We start from the raw sequence: 15,082 nt of genomic DNA on the forward strand, positions 1-15,082 counted from the left end.
CGTTGCTTTAGCAACGACCCGTAGGGCGAGGGTAACTGAGTCATCCTCCCGGATGCACCATCTTCTCCTGAATTAACGCCTTATCTTCCCTGAACAATCCTCAATTCGCTGTCAGCGACAAAATCAATCAATTACGATAAAATAACGTCTGGTTAATCGGCTTGTGAGAAGACGATGTACGAACGTTATGCAGGTTTAATTTTTGATATGGATGGTACCATCCTGGATACCGAGCCTACGCACCGTAAAGCGTGGCATGAGGTATTAGGACGCTATGGGCTACGTTTTGATGAGCAGGCTATGGTCGCTCTCAACGGTTCCCCAACATGGCGTATTGCCCAATCGGTGATTGAACTGAACCATGCCGATCTTGACCCCCATGCTCTGGCGCGTGAAAAAACCGATAAGGTTAAAAGCATGCTGCTGGATAGCGTCCAGCCTTTACCGTTGGTCGATGTTGTGAAAGCCTGGTATGGTCGCCGTCCTATGTCAGTTGGCACAGGGAGCGAAAGTGCGATTGCAGAAGTTCTGCTCACTCACCTTGGGCTGCGTCATTATTTTGATGCCGTGGTCGCGGCCGATCACGTACAACGCCATAAACCGGCTCCTGATACCTTCTTGTTATGTGCTGAGCGTATGGGCGTTGTTCCGGCTCGTTGCGTTGTGTTTGAAGATGCCGATTTTGGGTTGCAAGCAGCGCGTGCGGCAGGAATGGATGCCGTGGATGTTCGGTTACTGTGAGTGATGGACTGTCGCTACTTTCACTGTTTGCCAGCAGCTTTCTCAGCGCCACGCTATTACCTGGTAATTCTGAAGTTGTTTTAGTTGCCTTACTGGTTTCTGGAGCGAGTCATCCCTGGGTCTTAGTTTTAACAGCAACAATGGGTAATAGCCTTGGAGGGTTAACTAACGTTATCCTTGGGCGTTTCTTTCCGTTGCGTAAAACATCGCGCTGGCAAGAGAAAGCCACTGGCTGGCTGAAGCGCTATGGCGCTGTCACACTATTATTAAGCTGGATGCCGGTTGTGGGTGATTTACTGTGCTTGTTAGCGGGATGGATGCGCATCTCGTGGGGGCCGGTGATCTTTTTTTTATGTCTTGGCAAAGCGCTGCGCTATGTTGTGGTCGCGGCGGTTACGACGCAAGGCATTATGTGGTGGCACTAATTGTGTTGTGGAATAACCTTCAGGGTGACCAATACCATTATGCTAATTAAAACGATTTTGACAGGCGGGAGGTCAATTTGATCCCGAACGTATCACAGGCGCTGGCCTGGCTGGAAAAACATCCTCATGCATTAGAGGGGATTCAACGCGGGCTCGAGCGTGAAACGCTGCGTGTTAATGCTGATGGTTCATTGGCAACAACAGGTCATCCTGAAGTGTTAGGCTCAGCGCTAACGCATAAATGGATAACCACTGACTTTGCCGAAACGCTGCTGGAGTTTATTACTCCACCGGGTGACGATATTCACAAAATGCTCACGTTCATGCGCGATCTGCACCGCTATACAGCCAGAAACCTTGGCGATGAGCGTATGTGGCCGCTGAGCATGCCTTGCTATATTGCCGAAGGTCAGGATATCGAGTTGGCGCAGTACGGTACTTCGAATATCGGTCGTCTGAAAACCCTTTACCGTGAAGGCCTCAAAAACCGTTACGGTGCGTTGATGCAGACTATCTCCGGCGTACACTATAACTTCTCGCTGCCGATGGCTTTCTGGCAGGCGAAATGTGGTGTAACAGATAGTGATGAAGACGTTAAAGAAAAAGTGTCCGCTGGGTATTTCCGTTTGATCCGCAACTACTACCGTTTCGGGTGGGTGATCCCGTATCTGTTTGGTGCTTCGCCAGCAATTTGTTCCTCCTTCCTGCAAGGAAAACCGACAACGCTGCCGTTTGAAAAAACCGATTGTGGTATGTATTACCTGCCTTATGCCACGTCGCTGCGTCTGAGTGACCTGGGTTATACCAATAAGTCGCAAAGCAATCTCGGAATTACGTTTAACTCCCTGCATGAATATGTGGCAGGATTGAAGCGTGCGATTAAAACGCCTTCTGAGGAGTACGCGGCGATCGGTCTGGAGAAAGACGGTAAGCGCTTGCAAATCAACAGCAACGTTTTACAGATCGAAAATGAACTGTATGCGCCAATTCGTCCGAAACGCGTGACTCGCAGCGGTGAAACGCCATCTGATGCACTTCTACGCGGCGGCATTGAGTACATTGAAGTGCGTTCACTTGACATCAACCCATTCTCGCCAATCGGCGTAGATGAACAGCAGGTACGCTTCCTCGATTTGTTCATGGTTTGGTGTGTTCTGGCAGATGCCCCGGAAATGAGTAGCGACGAGCTGCTGTGTACGCGTACTAACTGGAATCGCGTTATTCTGGAAGGGCGCAAGCCAGGTCTGACGTTAGGCATTGGTTGTGAAACAGCTCAGTTCCCGCTGCCTAAAGTGGGTAAAGATCTGTTCCGTGACCTGAAACGGGTGGCACAAACGCTGGACAGCATTCACGGGGGAGAGGAATATCAAAAAGTCTGTGACGAACTGGTTGCCTGCTTTGATAATCCTGAGCTGACATTCTCAGCGCGTATCCTGCGGTCTATGATTGATACAGGTATTGGCGGCACGGGTAAAGCGTTGGGTGAAGCCTACCGTAACCTGCTGCGCGAAGAACCGTTGGAACTGCTACAGGAAGAAGAATTTATTGCTGAAAGTGCGGCTTCTAAGCGTCGTCAGCAGGAAATTGAAGCGGCAGATACTGAGCCGTTTGGTGTGTGGCTGGAAAAGCACGCCTGATACAAAAGAAAAAGGCCACTCGGGAGTGGCCAAAATTTCATCTCTGAAAACAGGGATGATGATAACAAATGCGCGTCTTTCATATACTCAGACTCGCCCCGGAACAAAGAGTTCAGAATATTTTAAAAAAATTTATCGGAGGTGGCTAAATGCCGTTGTTAGATAGTTTTACTGTCGATCACACCCGGATGGAAGCTCCTGCAGTCCGGGTTGCAAAAACGATGAACACCCCGCATGGCGACGCTATCACCGTGTTTGATCTGCGTTTCTGCATTCCGAACAAAGAAGTGATGCCTGAGAAAGGTATTCATACGCTGGAACACCTGTTTGCTGGTTTTATGCGTAACCACCTGAATGGCAATGGTGTCGAGATTATTGATATTTCGCCAATGGGTTGCCGTACCGGCTTCTACATGAGCCTGATTGGAACGCCGGACGAACAACGCGTAGCTGATGCCTGGAAAGCGGCAATGGCAGATGTGTTGAAAGTACAGGATCAGAATCAGATCCCGGAACTGAACGTCTACCAGTGCGGTACGTATCAGATGCACTCCCTCAGCGAAGCGCAGGATATTGCTCGTCATATTCTGGAACGTGATGTTCGCGTTAACAGCAATGAAGAGTTGGCGCTGCCGAAAGAGAAATTGCAGGAACTGCATATTTAGTTGTCATGCTGAAAGATGGTACTTACACATACTATCTGACCGACAGAATTGTGCTGAGTGCAGGCCCGGTAAGCAACGAGTTACCGGGCAAAAAAAGGTTCATTGCAGGTTAGCGTGAACCAATAGAAAACGGCAGTCAGAACGTTTAGGTTTGTATTCGCCAAAACACACCCTGAACCTTCAAAACTGCCGTTACTATGAATGCTAACCAGACTTCTCTTTTCTGGAAAGGATTCAGTGTCTTTTCCTGCACTGAAATTGCCCACGATACCCCGCTCATCCGCCTTCAGCCCCTGACTTTCCCACAGCCATGTTGTCGTGGATGCAACTGCAATATTCCGCATATTCACGATACTCCCCTGACGGCGTGTCAAGGAGCGTGAACTGCTCAACTGGAAGGTCTGGCTGGATGTGCCTGTTTGCCGTCTGCGCTGTTCACCCTGCGGCATTATGACTGAAAAAATCGGCTGGCTGCCAGGACGTCAGCGATACACCGCCATCCGACGTATAACCTTGTACGGTACCAGATGATCAAAATAGCGTGGAGATTCTCTGTCTTATCACCTGAGTTTTAGCGGCGCGGTATCAGAGATATTACGGTTACTAATCGGACAGCCGTGGTCATCTCCGGGAGCCATCCAGAGTCATCTGAAGCACTTTTACAGCAGCGCAGCGATGCTGAAACAGCCCTCACGGCGGGGGCGGGAGTATGCGAGGGAAGTGAGGGAGAAAAGGTCAAATATCCCTTAAAAAATAATGCCGGTCACCTTAAGTGACCGGCATTATCCCATCAAGGGCCATTTTACGTTCTGTTAGTGCGCGCCGCCGCCGCCACTGCCTGCACCGAATGGCGGTTTGGCAAACCACACCAGGCCGAGTAGCACGAGGAAGATCCCAGCAGACATCCAGAAGATTTCGTTAGCCGAAATAATCAGCCCCTGGTTGGTGATTTGCTGCGCCAGCCAGCCGGATGCCTGTTCTTTGGTCATCCCTAATCCCTGCAGCTGGTTATACATAGCCTGTGCATTAGGATTATAAGGATTTACTGACTCCGTCAGTTGCGCGTGGTGCAGAGACTCACGGCTAGTCCACATCGTTGTGGTGATCGATGTACCAATAGAACCCGCCAGCGTTCGCGTAAAGTTAGACAGGCTCGATGCCGCCGCCATACGTTCAGGCGGTAAACCCGATAGCGTGATGGTGGTCAGTGGCATAAAGAAGCAAGCTACCGCGAACCCCTGAATAAACTGCGGCCAGGCCGATGCGCCAAAATCCATACCGGGTTCGAACGTCCACGCACGCCAGTAGAAACAGACGGCATACATGATGAAGCTGAACGTAACCAGCCGACGCATATCCAGTTTGTGTGCGAAACGGCCGATAATCGGCGACAGGATCACCGGAATCACCCCAACCGGCGCAGACGCCAGACCTGCCCAGGTTGCCGTATATCCGTACACCTCCTGCAATAACTGCGGCAACAGGACGATTGCGCCGAAGTAGAGCATATAGGCCAGACTGATACACAGACAGCCGATGGTAAAGTTACGCGACTTAAACAGCGAGAGATCGACAATGGGGTGCTCGTCGGTAAGCTCCCAGACGATGAGGAAGCTGATTGCCACCACGGCAACCACCGTCAGGATGATAATTTCCTGCGAGGCGAACCAGTCCAATTCTTTGCCGCGGTCGAGCATAATCTGCAAACTGCCGATACCAATGACCAGCAGTGCCAGACCAATGGCGTCGATACGCCGCTGCTCGGTTTTGGTTTCCCGACCGCGCAGGGTTTGCAGCGTCATCAATACCACTACAGCACCGATTGGCACGTTGATGAAAAATATCCAGCCCCAGTGATAGTTGTCGCTGATATAGCCCCCAAGAATTGGGCCACATATCGGGGCAACAATCACCGTCATCGACCAGAGCGCGAGGGCAATGGAGCGTTTGGCGGGAGGATAGTTATTCAGTAACAGGCTTTGCGAGAGCGGAATTAACGGACCGGCGACAATACCCTGAATGACGCGGAAGAAAATCAGCATGTTCAGGCTGGTGGACATCCCACATGCCCATGACGCAATGACGAAGGCGATAGTTGACCACATGAATAGTCTTACTTCGCCAACGCGTTTTGCCAGCCAGCCGGTGATCGGAATAGAGATAGCATTCGCCACCCCGAATGAGGTGATCACCCAGGTTCCCTGGCTCAGCGAAGAGCCGAGGTTCCCGGCGATAGTGGGGATCGCCACGTTAGCAATGGTGGAGTCCAGCACCTGCATGAATGTCGCCAGGGACAGCGCAATCGTCATAATGACGAGCTGCGCGCCTTCCAGCGGTTTTTGCTGTTGCATCACACGCACCTTTGAATTAGCCCGCGTTGGCCTGCACGATCTCTTCGATCATCTTATTGACCGGATCAAGGTTGATTTCACGTGCATTACTTTCTGATACTGGCGTTGTGCGGACCTGGCTTGCCAGGATCTGCCCGTCACGATTAGCGGTATCTACCGTAACCAGTGTCGACAAACCAATACGCAGTGGATGTTGTGCCAGTTGCTGTGCATCCAGTTCGATACGTACCGGCAAACGCTGGACGACTTTGATCCAGTTACCGGTCGCGTTTTGCGCCGGCAGCAAGGAGAACGCGCTGCCCGTCCCCATATCCAGGCCGACGACTTTCCCGGTGTATTTCACATCATCACCGTAAATATCACTGATAACGGTCGCCGGTTGGCCAATACGCATGTGCGCCAGCTGTGTTTCTTTGAAGTTGGCATCCACCCACAGATTAGTCGCCGGAACAACTGCCATCAGCGGCGTCGTGGGGCTAATTTGTGCGCCAGGCTGCACGGCACGACGGGAAACGTAGCCGGTCATCGGACTGACAATTTTGGTACGTTCCAGTGCCAGCCAGGCATTACGCACTTCGGTGGCAGCCTGTTGTACAGCAGGCTGATCTTCCAGCTTGCTACCCAGAATCATTGCCTGGTTCGCATTATATTGTTGGATAGCGACATCAAGCTGAGCCTGAGCGCTGGCGACGGCATCGCGGGCATGTTGCAGTTCTTCGCGGCCAATCAGGTTGGCGTTACCCAGTGGGACACGGCGGTTAAAGTCGCTTTGTGCCTGGGCCAGCGCGGTTCTCTGCACTTCAATGCTTGCCTGCAGTTGCTTGCTGTTGATCATCAACTGGTGTGTCTGGCGCACGCTGGACGCCAGCGCAGTTTTGGCTTTTTCAAATGCCTGTTTGGCATCTGTCTGATCGAGAGTGACCAGTACATCGCCCTGTTTTACAAAGTCAGTGTTATCAGCCCAGACTTTCGTCACGCTGCCTGATACCTGCGCCATAATTTGAACCTGGTTCCCTGCCACGTAAGCATCGTCTGTCTCTTCGATATGACGCAGTACTAAAAACCAATAAATCCCATATGCCACGGCAATGATAATAAAGAGCAAGGTCAGCAGGAGCAGCATACTTTTACGTTTGCCATTCTTCTTGACCGGTTGCTGCGGGGTTTGAGTCTCCGCATTTGCGCTCATGTTGTTCTCCACGATCTTATTTTTTTCACATCGGCTGGGGCCGACCTGTTTATCAGAAAGGCCAGCACTGTGCGTGCTGGCCTGTCGGTTTTTCATTTTTAAATCTGGATTTCTGAGCGAGTCAGCGCGTTAGCGCAGCGCTTCTAATACCGCGCCATCCTGCTCCATCTGATCAAGACGGGTCAGAAGTTTACGGGTGATGTGCTCAAGTTGATCTTTTTCGGTGGTGCTGAGAGATGACCAAAGCTGATGAAGGCAGTTGTGCTGAGGCGGTAATACCTCCTGCAAAAAAGCATGGCCTTTTTCGGTCAATTGCAGATGCAGACAGCGGCGATCGTTATCGCTTTCGCGACGCTCGATCCAGCCACGCTTTTCTAACTCATCCGCGATGCGGGTGGCGTTAGTCCGTGACGAGCCAAGTGCGCAACTCAGTTCAGAAGGCTGAATACTGTGGTTTTCCTGAGACTCCAGCGTAATCAACGCCATAAACAACGTCTCGTTAATCCCTTGAGCTTTCAGCATCTTATTGCGGTTTTCCAGCAGCTTGCCCTGCATATGCATGCAAAGACGAGTCAGAAGCACTTCCTGATAAGGGAACTCTTCGTAGCGGCTGGCGCGAAATTTTAGCATTTGTTCAATGGGCGTAAACGAACTATCCATTTGGGTATAACCTCATTAATTTCAGCCGATATAGTAACGACAGTGACAAATAAAGTAAATGTATTATTTATTTAAAATGATTATTTTCATCTATGAAACAAACAGCATTTTCCAGGCTAATCCATAGCCCAGAGCACTCAGTAGGGTCGGAATGATGATGCTGCGGGTCTTATAGAAGCTTGCACCCAGTACCACAAACCCCACCAGCGTAGGCACAAAACGACGAGCGTCGTGCATCACCTCTGGCGCGGTAGACACCACCAGCAGGGCGCAAATTGATGCAATACCGATGGTGTCGAGTAATATTCCAGTGGCTCCGCGTTTTGTCGGGCGTACATTCCCCATTCGCAGACGCAGTGGTAAATAGCGAAAACAGAAATTGACGCAGCCGACCAGCAGACCGAGCAGCAGAACCTCATAGCTCATCAGGGCCTCCCAGCCAGAACGACTGAACGAGCGCGGTCAGGCATCCGCAGGCTATGCCTGCCAGGATGGCTGCCGGGATGGAAAACAGCATCACGCCAGCCAGCGCACCGGCTAATGCTGCCGTGACGCATAGCGTTTGCTTACGCTGGAAAGAGGCAAGCAGAAAACTCATAAACAGTGCCGGGAGCATAAACCCCAGCGCAGCTTCTACCGCCGGGAACCCCTTCAGTAAGCCAGTGCCGGAAAATGCGCCGATAACCGTGCCAAGTACCCAGGAAGCCCAGGAGCATAGCGCGATGCCGATCATCCAGTTTTCACTCCAGCGCCGGTTATCCCGCACCAGCTTCGCCGTTGCAGCGGCAAAGACTTCGTCGGTGAGGCCAAAGGCCCATAGCGCGCTTTTAGGTTTGCTCAGCTGTCGGGCGATACGGCTACGTAAAGATGGGCCGTACAAAACGTGGCGAACATCCATCGCCATGACGGTCAGAGCCGCGACCCACAGTGAGCTGCCTGCGGCGAGCATGGTTGTGATGACAAACTGGCTGGCGCCGGCGTAAATGATGCAGGAGAAAAAAACGCTTTCAACGGGAGTAAAGCCCAGGCGAGTCGCATTCATGCCAAATGCAAATGCAACCGGAATATAACTGATAACTATCGGTAGGCTGTCTTTGAATCCTTCAGTTAACGTTGCAGAACGGAATTCAGACTGGGGAACAGGGCTTTCCATAGGATTATAGGCTTCATTACCGAAATTAAAATAACCTGGCTCAATGAGTTATAACCTTAGCAGACTGATGGGCTCCTTAACACCCTGAGGAGCCCAATCAAAGGTAAACAGACGTTATACGCTTAATTTACGGCTTCCTGGCGGTGAAAACCTCGCCACCAGACCAGCAGGTTGAGTACGGCAACGGTCACACCTGCCAGACAAACGCCAGCCCAGCCAGCATGCTGCCAGGCTGAGGCTGAAATCAGAGAACCTGCCGCACCACCAATGAAATAGCTGGTCATGTACCCGGCAGTCAGACGATTACGCGCGTCCGGGTGAATGCGATAGATCACCGTCTGGTTGGTGATATGTACCCCCTGAACGGTCAGGTCCAGTACCAGGATACCGATAATCAGCATCGGCACTGAAGTATGTCCAAGCCAGATAGCCAGCCAGGAGAGCAACAGTAACAGCAGGCCTGCGGTAGTTGTGAGATGTGATTTACCCTTATCGGCAAAACCGCCCGCCGGACGAGCGCCTAACGCACCGGCAGCACCTGCCAGACCGAACAGGCCAATCATTCCCTCTGAATAGTTAAACGGCGGTGCGGCGAGTAAAAATGCCATTGATGTCCAGAGGATACTGAAGTTGGCAAAGGTCAGGCAGCCCAGCATCGCGCGGGTGCGGAGTAATTTATCGTGGATAAACAGGCTAAACACGGAGCCCAATAGCTGCGGGTAGTTAAGATGGGTCTCTGATTTCATCTTCGGCAAACCACGCCACAGGGCAATCGCCATCAGCGCCATCAATACTGAGGCCACCCAAAACACGGTGCGCCAACCGCCGAGATTCGCCAGCAACCCTGCAACAGTTCGCGCCAGCAAAATCCCCAGCAACAGGCCGCTCATAATCGTACCAACGACTTTACCGCGCTTGTCTGGTGTGGCGAGCGTCGCCGCCAGCGGAACAAGGATCTGTGCGACAACGGAGAACAACCCGGTTAGCGCAGTGCCGAGGATAAGCATCCCCAGCGACTGACTGCTGGCAGTAATCAACATGCCACCTGCGGCTAACAGTGTCATTGAGACAATCAGCATCCGACGTTCAAACATATCGCCAAGCGGTACCAGAAACAGTAGCCCCGCAGCGTAGCCAAGCTGTGCTGCAGTGACGATAAAGCCCGCAGTACTGGCCGACAGCGAAAAGTTTCGCGCGATGGTGTCGAGCAGTGGCTGGGCGTAATAGTTACTGGCAACGGCGAGGCCGGTCGCCACAGACATTAAAACAATCAGTGCCGGGCTAAGCCCGTGAGTGGGTTTGGTCATTGTTTTCAACTGAATAATGGGTTGCAGAAAACAATCATAACGGAAGTGATTAAATGTTGCTGATTTGTTGGGTGATGGATTGTGCGGTGAGGGGAAGGCGTGTAGGCCGGATAAGGCGCATCGCGCCGCCATCCGGCTTTGGTGTGGTGACTGGGCCTGAGAGCGCTATGCTTGTCAGGCCGATGAGTGGGTTATTTCTGCGCAGCCAGCGCTTCTTTTACCCAGCCGTCGAACTGCTGCTGGTGGGCTTTGATCCAGCCATCAACGTGGCCCTGAACGTCAGCTTCTGAGGCTTTACCATCATGCATCATTGCGTTCTGCGCGTTGATATCTGCCAGTGGCAATTTCATGATGGCAAACAGTTTCGCCGCAGCCGGGTTTTTCTCCGCCCAGGCCTTGTTCGCGACAATGTGCATGGTGTTTACCGGGAAGCCATAGTTCGCGCCGTTCGGCAGTTTGGTATCGATATCTTTCTGTTCACCGGGCAGAGAAGAGAACGGGACCTGCAGCCAGACGACATCTTTGCCCGGTTTCATCACGTCACTGACCCAGTATGGTGTCCAGGTGTAGTACAGGATTGGTTTGCCTTCTTTAAAGCGGGTAATGGTGTCAGCCATCATTGCTGCATAGTTACCGTGGCTGACCTCGACTGTTTTTTCCAGATCGAACGCTTTGTTCTGGTGGTTAATCACGGCTTCACAACCCCAGCCCGGCGAGCAGCCCATCATGTCAGCTTTACCGTCGCCGTTGGTATCAAAGATTTTGGCGATTTTTGGATCTTTTAGCTGGGCAATATTGGTGATTTTGTACTGCTCAGCGGTTTTCTTATCGATCAGATAACCCTGTGCAGCGCCTGTTACGAATACCCCCTCGCGATAGAATTTTTTATCTCCGCCCGCAGCAGCGTACATATCATCATGTAGCGGCTGCCAGTTCACGGCGGTAAACGTCGCATCGCCAGAGGCAATAGAGGTATAGCCGACGTTGTAGTCGACTTCGCTTGTCTTATTTACGGTGTAGCCCAGTTTCTCCAGCGCACGGCTAACTAACTGCGTCTGGAAGGACTCTTCAGAGATGGTGCTCTGGATAGGTTGTACAGTGATGCCTTTGCCCGGCAGGTCAGAAGCGAAAGCGCTGGTGGAGACAAGGGTGGCAAACGCTGTGGCAAAAATTACGGTATGTCGCATCGTTGTTCCTTATTACACTTCATCCTTCAAGCTACCTCTTAGTTGGCTGCACTCCGGCCCCCAGTCACGTCTACTGGTACGCTCCAGGGGATACATTCGTTTGCCGCCGCGATGCAACTTGAACGATTTTGTGTAAGCTAATGAATTGTAGGCCCGGTAAGCAAGGTGTTACCGGGCAACGGGTGAACTACTTAGTGAAAGGGCGGGTGAGAAGCCCAACCGGACCGGTGGTGTACCAGCGACGGTTACCGCGGCTACGCGAGTCGCGGCCTACGGCCTGTGTCAGACGGTCCAGAATGATGGCGAGGATCACGATCCCCACACCGCCAACGGTAGCCAGACCCATGTCCAGACGACCGATACCGCGCAAAACCATCTGACCCAGCCCACCGACGGCGATCATCGACGCGATAACCACCATGGAGAGTGCCAGCATCAGCGTCTGGTTCACCCCTGCCATAATCGTGGGCATCGCCAGCGGCAACTGCACTTTAAACAGCATCTGACGCGGGCTGGCACCAAAGGAGCGTGAGGCCTCGATCAGATCGGCCGGGACCTGATTAATCCCCAGAATGGTCAGACGCACGATGGGCGGCAGGGCGAAGATAATTGTCACCACGACGCCGGGGACGTTGCCAATACCGAACAGCATGACGATCGGTACCAGATAGACGAACGCGGGCGTAGTCTGCATGGCATCCAGCAGAGGGCGTACAATCTTCGCCGCACGCGGGCTGCGCGCCAGCCAGATCCCCATTGGCAGGCCTATCACCACGCAGAACAGCAACGCGGTTAGCACCAGCGCCAGGGTGATCATTGCCTGCGACCAGGCACCGATAGCACCGATAGCAATCAGTGAAATCAGCGTGGCGGTGCCCATTCCGATACCGGAAATTTGCCATGCGATCAGGGCAAACAGGATAATTGCCACCGGCGCAGGCATGCCCAGCAGGAGTTGCTGAAAGCCATTAAGTATGTAATCCACCGGGACACGAATGCCCTGGAAGACAGGACGGAAATGGGTGACCACCCAATCGATCCCTTCGGTGACCCAGCTATCCAGCGGGATCAGCGTTTTATGGAATGGATCCATAATATTGAAATGTTCTGGTGCCGGTGCAGGTGCACTGGTCAGCCAGTCTGCGCTAGTGCCGTCGGCAGGTGCGCCTGCGGGCGTCCCCCAGGCATCAGCAGATTGCGCGGCGCTGTCGGCCGCAGGTGTGGTATCCCACGGATTGGTTTGATCAGCCATTGTTTACCCCCTCGCGATCTAAAGCCTGTAGCAGCATGCGTTTTGAAATAATGCCCACATACTGTTGTTCCTCATCGACAACCGGCACCGCGCACGGGGCCTGACCGACATGAGAAAGTAACTCGCTAAGAGGAGTTTGTGCATCCACGGCTAGCGGCTCGTTGATTAATGCCGCATCAATACCTTGTGCCTGGCTTAACGCTGTTTTTAATGAATCGATCGACACCACGCCGACGAATTTATTGCCGCGTTCAATCACGTAACCATATTCGCGATCTTTGTCCTGCAGTAATTGCAGGGCCGAACGGGGGCCGACGCCTGGCGTTTTACGAATTAGCCCTTCAGGGCTACGACGGGATATATCTTTAGCGCTAAAGACCTGGCTAATATCTACGCCACGGAAGAAGGTACGCACATAATCATTCGCCGGATTATTCAGGATTTCATCCGGTGTACCGACCTGTACCACTTCACCGTTTTGCATAATGGCAATTCTGTCGCCAATACGCATCGCTTCGTCAAGATCGTGGGAAATAAAGACCACGGTACGCTGATGCTTCGCCTGTAGTTTTACCAGTTCATCCTGCATTTCGGTGCGAATTAACGGATCGAGCGCCGAGAAGGCTTCATCCATTAATAAGATATCGGGATTGATGGCTAATGCGCGGGCAAGACCCACGCGCTGGCGCATTCCGCCGGAAAGTTCATCCGGGTAGCCGTGCGCGTAATTCTCCAGACCTACCTGACGTAACGCATCCAGCGCTTTTTCACGACGCTCTTCAGCGGCAACACCGGCTAATTCCATACCGAACGCCGTATTGTCCAACACCGTCATGTGCGGCATCAGGGCAAAGGACTGGAAGACCATCGCAATCTTTTTTCTGCGCACCTCGCGAAGTTCAGCATCGGAGATTCGGGCAATATCTACGCCGTCTATCAATACCTGTCCGCGGGTGGGTTCAATCAGGCGATTGAGAAGGCGTACCATTGTGGATTTACCCGAACCAGATAATCCCATGATGACAAATATCTCGCCTTCTTCAATGGCCAGACTGGCGTCTTTAACGCCAAGCGATAGCCCTGTTTTATCCAGAATTTGCTCTTTTGAAAGTCCTTTTTCAATATATTTGAACGCTCTCTGGGGATGCTCGCCAAATATCTTATAGAGATTTTTAACTTCTAATTTAATTGCCATGCAATAGAATGATTCCTGTTATTTGTTTATATCGATATATTACCTGATGGAAATAGTGACCTTTTTCTACCCTAACATACTGAGAATCTGAGACAACCCTGAATTTGTTTGTGGCATGAATATTGCCAAACGTCAGATGGCGGGATTTCCCATGATATAAGGGCTGAGCGCGGATGCGCCTTGAGGGATATTTTTTGTAAATGACACTGAAAACGCGCCTGAATTGTTGAAATACAGGCGAATATTGCGGCTGATATTGAGTGTAGATCACCCAATCATATTTGTGTGATAAAAATGTGATCTCGTTAAAATATTAACGCGGAAAATGTAAGGTATTTCCCGCGGAAGGAAACATTAAAAATTCCAGTCGTCATCTTCTGTTTCGACGGCTTTACCCATCACATAAGATGACCCTGAACCGGAGAAGAAATCGTGGTTTTCGTCTGCGTTGGGTGAGAGTGCAGCGAGGATTGCCGGGTTCACATCCGCCATTTCTGCCGGGAACAGGGCCTCATAACCTAAATTCATTAGCGCCTTATTGGCGTTGTAGCAGAGAAAGGCTTTGACGTCTTCCACCCACGGGGTTTTTGCATACAGTTCCTCCGTATAACGAACTTCGTTGTCATATAATTCCATCAACAGATCGAGGGCATAATTCTGTAGCGCTTCACGCGCAGATGGTGAAACTTGCTCCAGACCTTTTTGGTATTTATAGCCAATGTAATAACCATGAACCGCTTCATCACGAATGATCAGGCGGATAAGGTCAGCGGTATTCGTCAGTTTGCCGCGGCTGGAGAAATACATCGGTAGCCAGAAGCCGGAATAGAACAGGAAGGATTCGAGAAATACGCTGGCTATTTTCTTTTTCAGCGGTTCCTCGCTGGCGTAATGCGTCAGAATTATCTGTGCCTTGTGCTGGAGCGGAGAATTTTTCTCACTCCAGAGGTAAGCTGCATCCACATCTTTGGTCTGACAAAGCGTGGAAAAAATAGAACTGTAGGAGCGCGCGTGCACGGCTTCCATAAAGCTGATATTCGACAGTACCGCCTCTTCATGTGGCGTGATTGAATCCGCCATCAGCGCGGGGGCTCCGGCGATATTTTGAATCGTGTCGAGCAGCGTCAGGCCGGTAAATACGCGGATAGTGAGCTGCTGCTCGGCAGCGCTCAACGTTTGCCATGCCGGAATGTCATTGGAAAGCGGGACTTTTTCCGGTAGCCAGAAGTTACTGGTCAGGCGATTCCATACCTCAAGGTCTTTATCATCTTCAATCTTGTTCCAGTTGATGGCGCTGACGCGAGATAGTTTCATGCTGTT

General features: G+C 51.8%; 15 protein-coding genes and 1 pseudogene. 5 read left to right on the forward strand and 11 right to left on the reverse strand.

What is annotated here, in order from left to right; translation table 11 throughout:
• Window positions 1-174: 174 nt before the first annotated feature.
• From yqaB to luxS, 4 genes are all read left to right on the forward strand, one after another.
• On the forward strand, window positions 175-741 hold the full coding sequence (gene yqaB / locus OGX95_RS17855; protein ID WP_286630430.1) for a fructose-1-phosphate/6-phosphogluconate phosphatase: 567 nt from the start codon (window positions 175-177) through the stop codon (window positions 739-741).
• Complete coding sequence (locus tag OGX95_RS17860) at window positions 738-1,166, forward strand: YqaA family protein (RefSeq protein ID WP_271441824.1); 429 nt, start codon at window positions 738-740, stop codon at window positions 1,164-1,166. The genes yqaB and OGX95_RS17860 overlap by 4 nt, the downstream gene beginning before the upstream one ends.
• A gap of 77 nt (window positions 1,167-1,243) precedes the next feature.
• On the forward strand, window positions 1,244-2,803 hold the full coding sequence (gshA, locus tag OGX95_RS17865; protein ID WP_286630431.1) for a glutamate--cysteine ligase: 1,560 nt from the start codon (window positions 1,244-1,246) through the stop codon (window positions 2,801-2,803).
• Window positions 2,804-2,952: 149 nt separating this feature from the next.
• Complete coding sequence (gene luxS / locus OGX95_RS17870) at window positions 2,953-3,468, forward strand: S-ribosylhomocysteine lyase (RefSeq protein WP_003037312.1); 516 nt, start codon at window positions 2,953-2,955, stop codon at window positions 3,466-3,468.
• Window positions 3,469-3,548: 80 nt separating this feature from the next.
• Here the strand turns inward: luxS and OGX95_RS17875 are convergent, their stop codons facing one another.
• Window positions 3,549-3,818 (reverse strand): hypothetical protein, encoded by a 270-nt coding sequence (locus OGX95_RS17875; protein WP_286630432.1) that lies wholly within the window; start codon window positions 3,816-3,818, stop codon window positions 3,549-3,551.
• Between the two features lie 153 nt (window positions 3,819-3,971).
• Here OGX95_RS17875 and OGX95_RS17880 point away from each other — a divergent pair.
• Window positions 3,972-4,244, forward strand: a pseudogene (locus tag OGX95_RS17880) (IS4 family transposase); the annotation flags it as partial.
• A gap of 36 nt (window positions 4,245-4,280) precedes the next feature.
• Here the strand turns inward: OGX95_RS17880 and emrB are convergent.
• The 10 genes from emrB to nrdF all read right to left on the reverse strand — a co-directional run bounded on the left by emrB (window position 4,281) and on the right by nrdF (window position 15,076).
• A complete protein-coding gene (gene emrB, locus OGX95_RS17885; RefSeq protein WP_061068443.1) occupies window positions 4,281-5,819 on the reverse strand; it encodes a multidrug efflux MFS transporter permease subunit EmrB in 1,539 nt (512 codons plus the stop codon).
• A gap of 16 nt (window positions 5,820-5,835) precedes the next feature.
• Window positions 5,836-7,008, reverse strand: coding sequence for a multidrug efflux MFS transporter periplasmic adaptor subunit EmrA (emrA, locus tag OGX95_RS17890; protein WP_048213008.1), 1,173 nt, complete (start codon window positions 7,006-7,008; stop codon window positions 5,836-5,838).
• 129 nt (window positions 7,009-7,137) lie between these two features.
• Window positions 7,138-7,668, reverse strand: coding sequence for a transcriptional repressor MprA (gene mprA / locus OGX95_RS17895; RefSeq protein WP_005122929.1), 531 nt, complete (start codon window positions 7,666-7,668; stop codon window positions 7,138-7,140).
• A 90-nt stretch (window positions 7,669-7,758) separates the two neighbouring features.
• Window positions 7,759-8,094, reverse strand: a complete 336-nt coding sequence (gene ygaH, locus OGX95_RS17900) for an L-valine transporter subunit YgaH (RefSeq protein WP_286630433.1) — start codon at window positions 8,092-8,094, stop codon at window positions 7,759-7,761.
• Window positions 8,084-8,821: an AzlC family ABC transporter permease gene (locus tag OGX95_RS17905; RefSeq protein WP_286630434.1), complete on the reverse strand. Its 738-nt coding sequence runs from the start codon at window positions 8,819-8,821 to the stop codon at window positions 8,084-8,086. Before OGX95_RS17905 ends, ygaH begins: the two co-directional genes overlap by 11 nt.
• Window positions 8,822-8,943: 122 nt before the next feature.
• Window positions 8,944-10,128: an MFS transporter gene (locus OGX95_RS17910; protein ID WP_137383532.1), complete on the reverse strand. Its 1,185-nt coding sequence runs from the start codon at window positions 10,126-10,128 to the stop codon at window positions 8,944-8,946.
• A gap of 191 nt (window positions 10,129-10,319) precedes the next feature.
• On the reverse strand, window positions 10,320-11,315 hold the full coding sequence (gene proX, locus OGX95_RS17915; protein WP_271449805.1) for a glycine betaine/L-proline ABC transporter substrate-binding protein ProX: 996 nt from the start codon (window positions 11,313-11,315) through the stop codon (window positions 10,320-10,322).
• Between the two features lie 187 nt (window positions 11,316-11,502).
• Window positions 11,503-12,567, reverse strand: coding sequence for a glycine betaine/L-proline ABC transporter permease ProW (proW, locus tag OGX95_RS17920; RefSeq protein ID WP_286630435.1), 1,065 nt, complete (start codon window positions 12,565-12,567; stop codon window positions 11,503-11,505).
• A complete protein-coding gene (gene proV, locus OGX95_RS17925; protein ID WP_286630436.1) occupies window positions 12,560-13,762 on the reverse strand; it encodes a glycine betaine/L-proline ABC transporter ATP-binding protein ProV in 1,203 nt (400 codons plus the stop codon). The genes proW and proV overlap by 8 nt, the downstream gene beginning before the upstream one ends.
• Before the next feature lie 354 nt (window positions 13,763-14,116).
• A complete protein-coding gene (gene nrdF, locus OGX95_RS17930) occupies window positions 14,117-15,076 on the reverse strand; it encodes a class 1b ribonucleoside-diphosphate reductase subunit beta (RefSeq protein WP_286630437.1) in 960 nt (319 codons plus the stop codon).
• Between the last annotated feature and the right edge of the window lie 6 nt (window positions 15,077-15,082).

Origin of the sequence: Citrobacter sp. Cu233 (assembly GCF_030332225.1) — a bacterium.
Taxonomy (GTDB): domain Bacteria; phylum Pseudomonadota; class Gammaproteobacteria; order Enterobacterales; family Enterobacteriaceae; genus Citrobacter.

Coding starts and splice junctions, on each gene's coding strand:
- yqaB (WP_286630430.1), top strand. CDS start 175: ATGTACGAACGTTATGCAGGTTTAATTTTTGATATGGATGGTACCATC.
- luxS (WP_003037312.1), top strand. CDS start 2,953: ATGCCGTTGTTAGATAGTTTTACTGTCGATCACACCCGGATGGAAGCT.
- emrB (WP_061068443.1), bottom strand. CDS start 5,819: ATGCAACAGCAAAAACCGCTGGAAGGCGCGCAGCTCGTCATTATGACG.
- emrA (WP_048213008.1), bottom strand. CDS start 7,008: ATGAGCGCAAATGCGGAGACTCAAACCCCGCAGCAACCGGTCAAGAAG.
- mprA (WP_005122929.1), bottom strand. CDS start 7,668: ATGGATAGTTCGTTTACGCCCATTGAACAAATGCTAAAATTTCGCGCC.
- ygaH (WP_286630433.1), bottom strand. CDS start 8,094: ATGAGCTATGAGGTTCTGCTGCTCGGTCTGCTGGTCGGCTGCGTCAAT.
- OGX95_RS17905 (WP_286630434.1), bottom strand. CDS start 8,821: ATGGAAAGCCCTGTTCCCCAGTCTGAATTCCGTTCTGCAACGTTAACT.
- OGX95_RS17910 (WP_137383532.1), bottom strand. CDS start 10,128: ATGACCAAACCCACTCACGGGCTTAGCCCGGCACTGATTGTTTTAATG.
- proX (WP_271449805.1), bottom strand. CDS start 11,315: ATGCGACATACCGTAATTTTTGCCACAGCGTTTGCCACCCTTGTCTCC.
- proW (WP_286630435.1), bottom strand. CDS start 12,567: ATGGCTGATCAAACCAATCCGTGGGATACCACACCTGCGGCCGACAGC.
- proV (WP_286630436.1), bottom strand. CDS start 13,762: ATGGCAATTAAATTAGAAGTTAAAAATCTCTATAAGATATTTGGCGAG.
- nrdF (WP_286630437.1), bottom strand. CDS start 15,076: ATGAAACTATCTCGCGTCAGCGCCATCAACTGGAACAAGATTGAAGAT.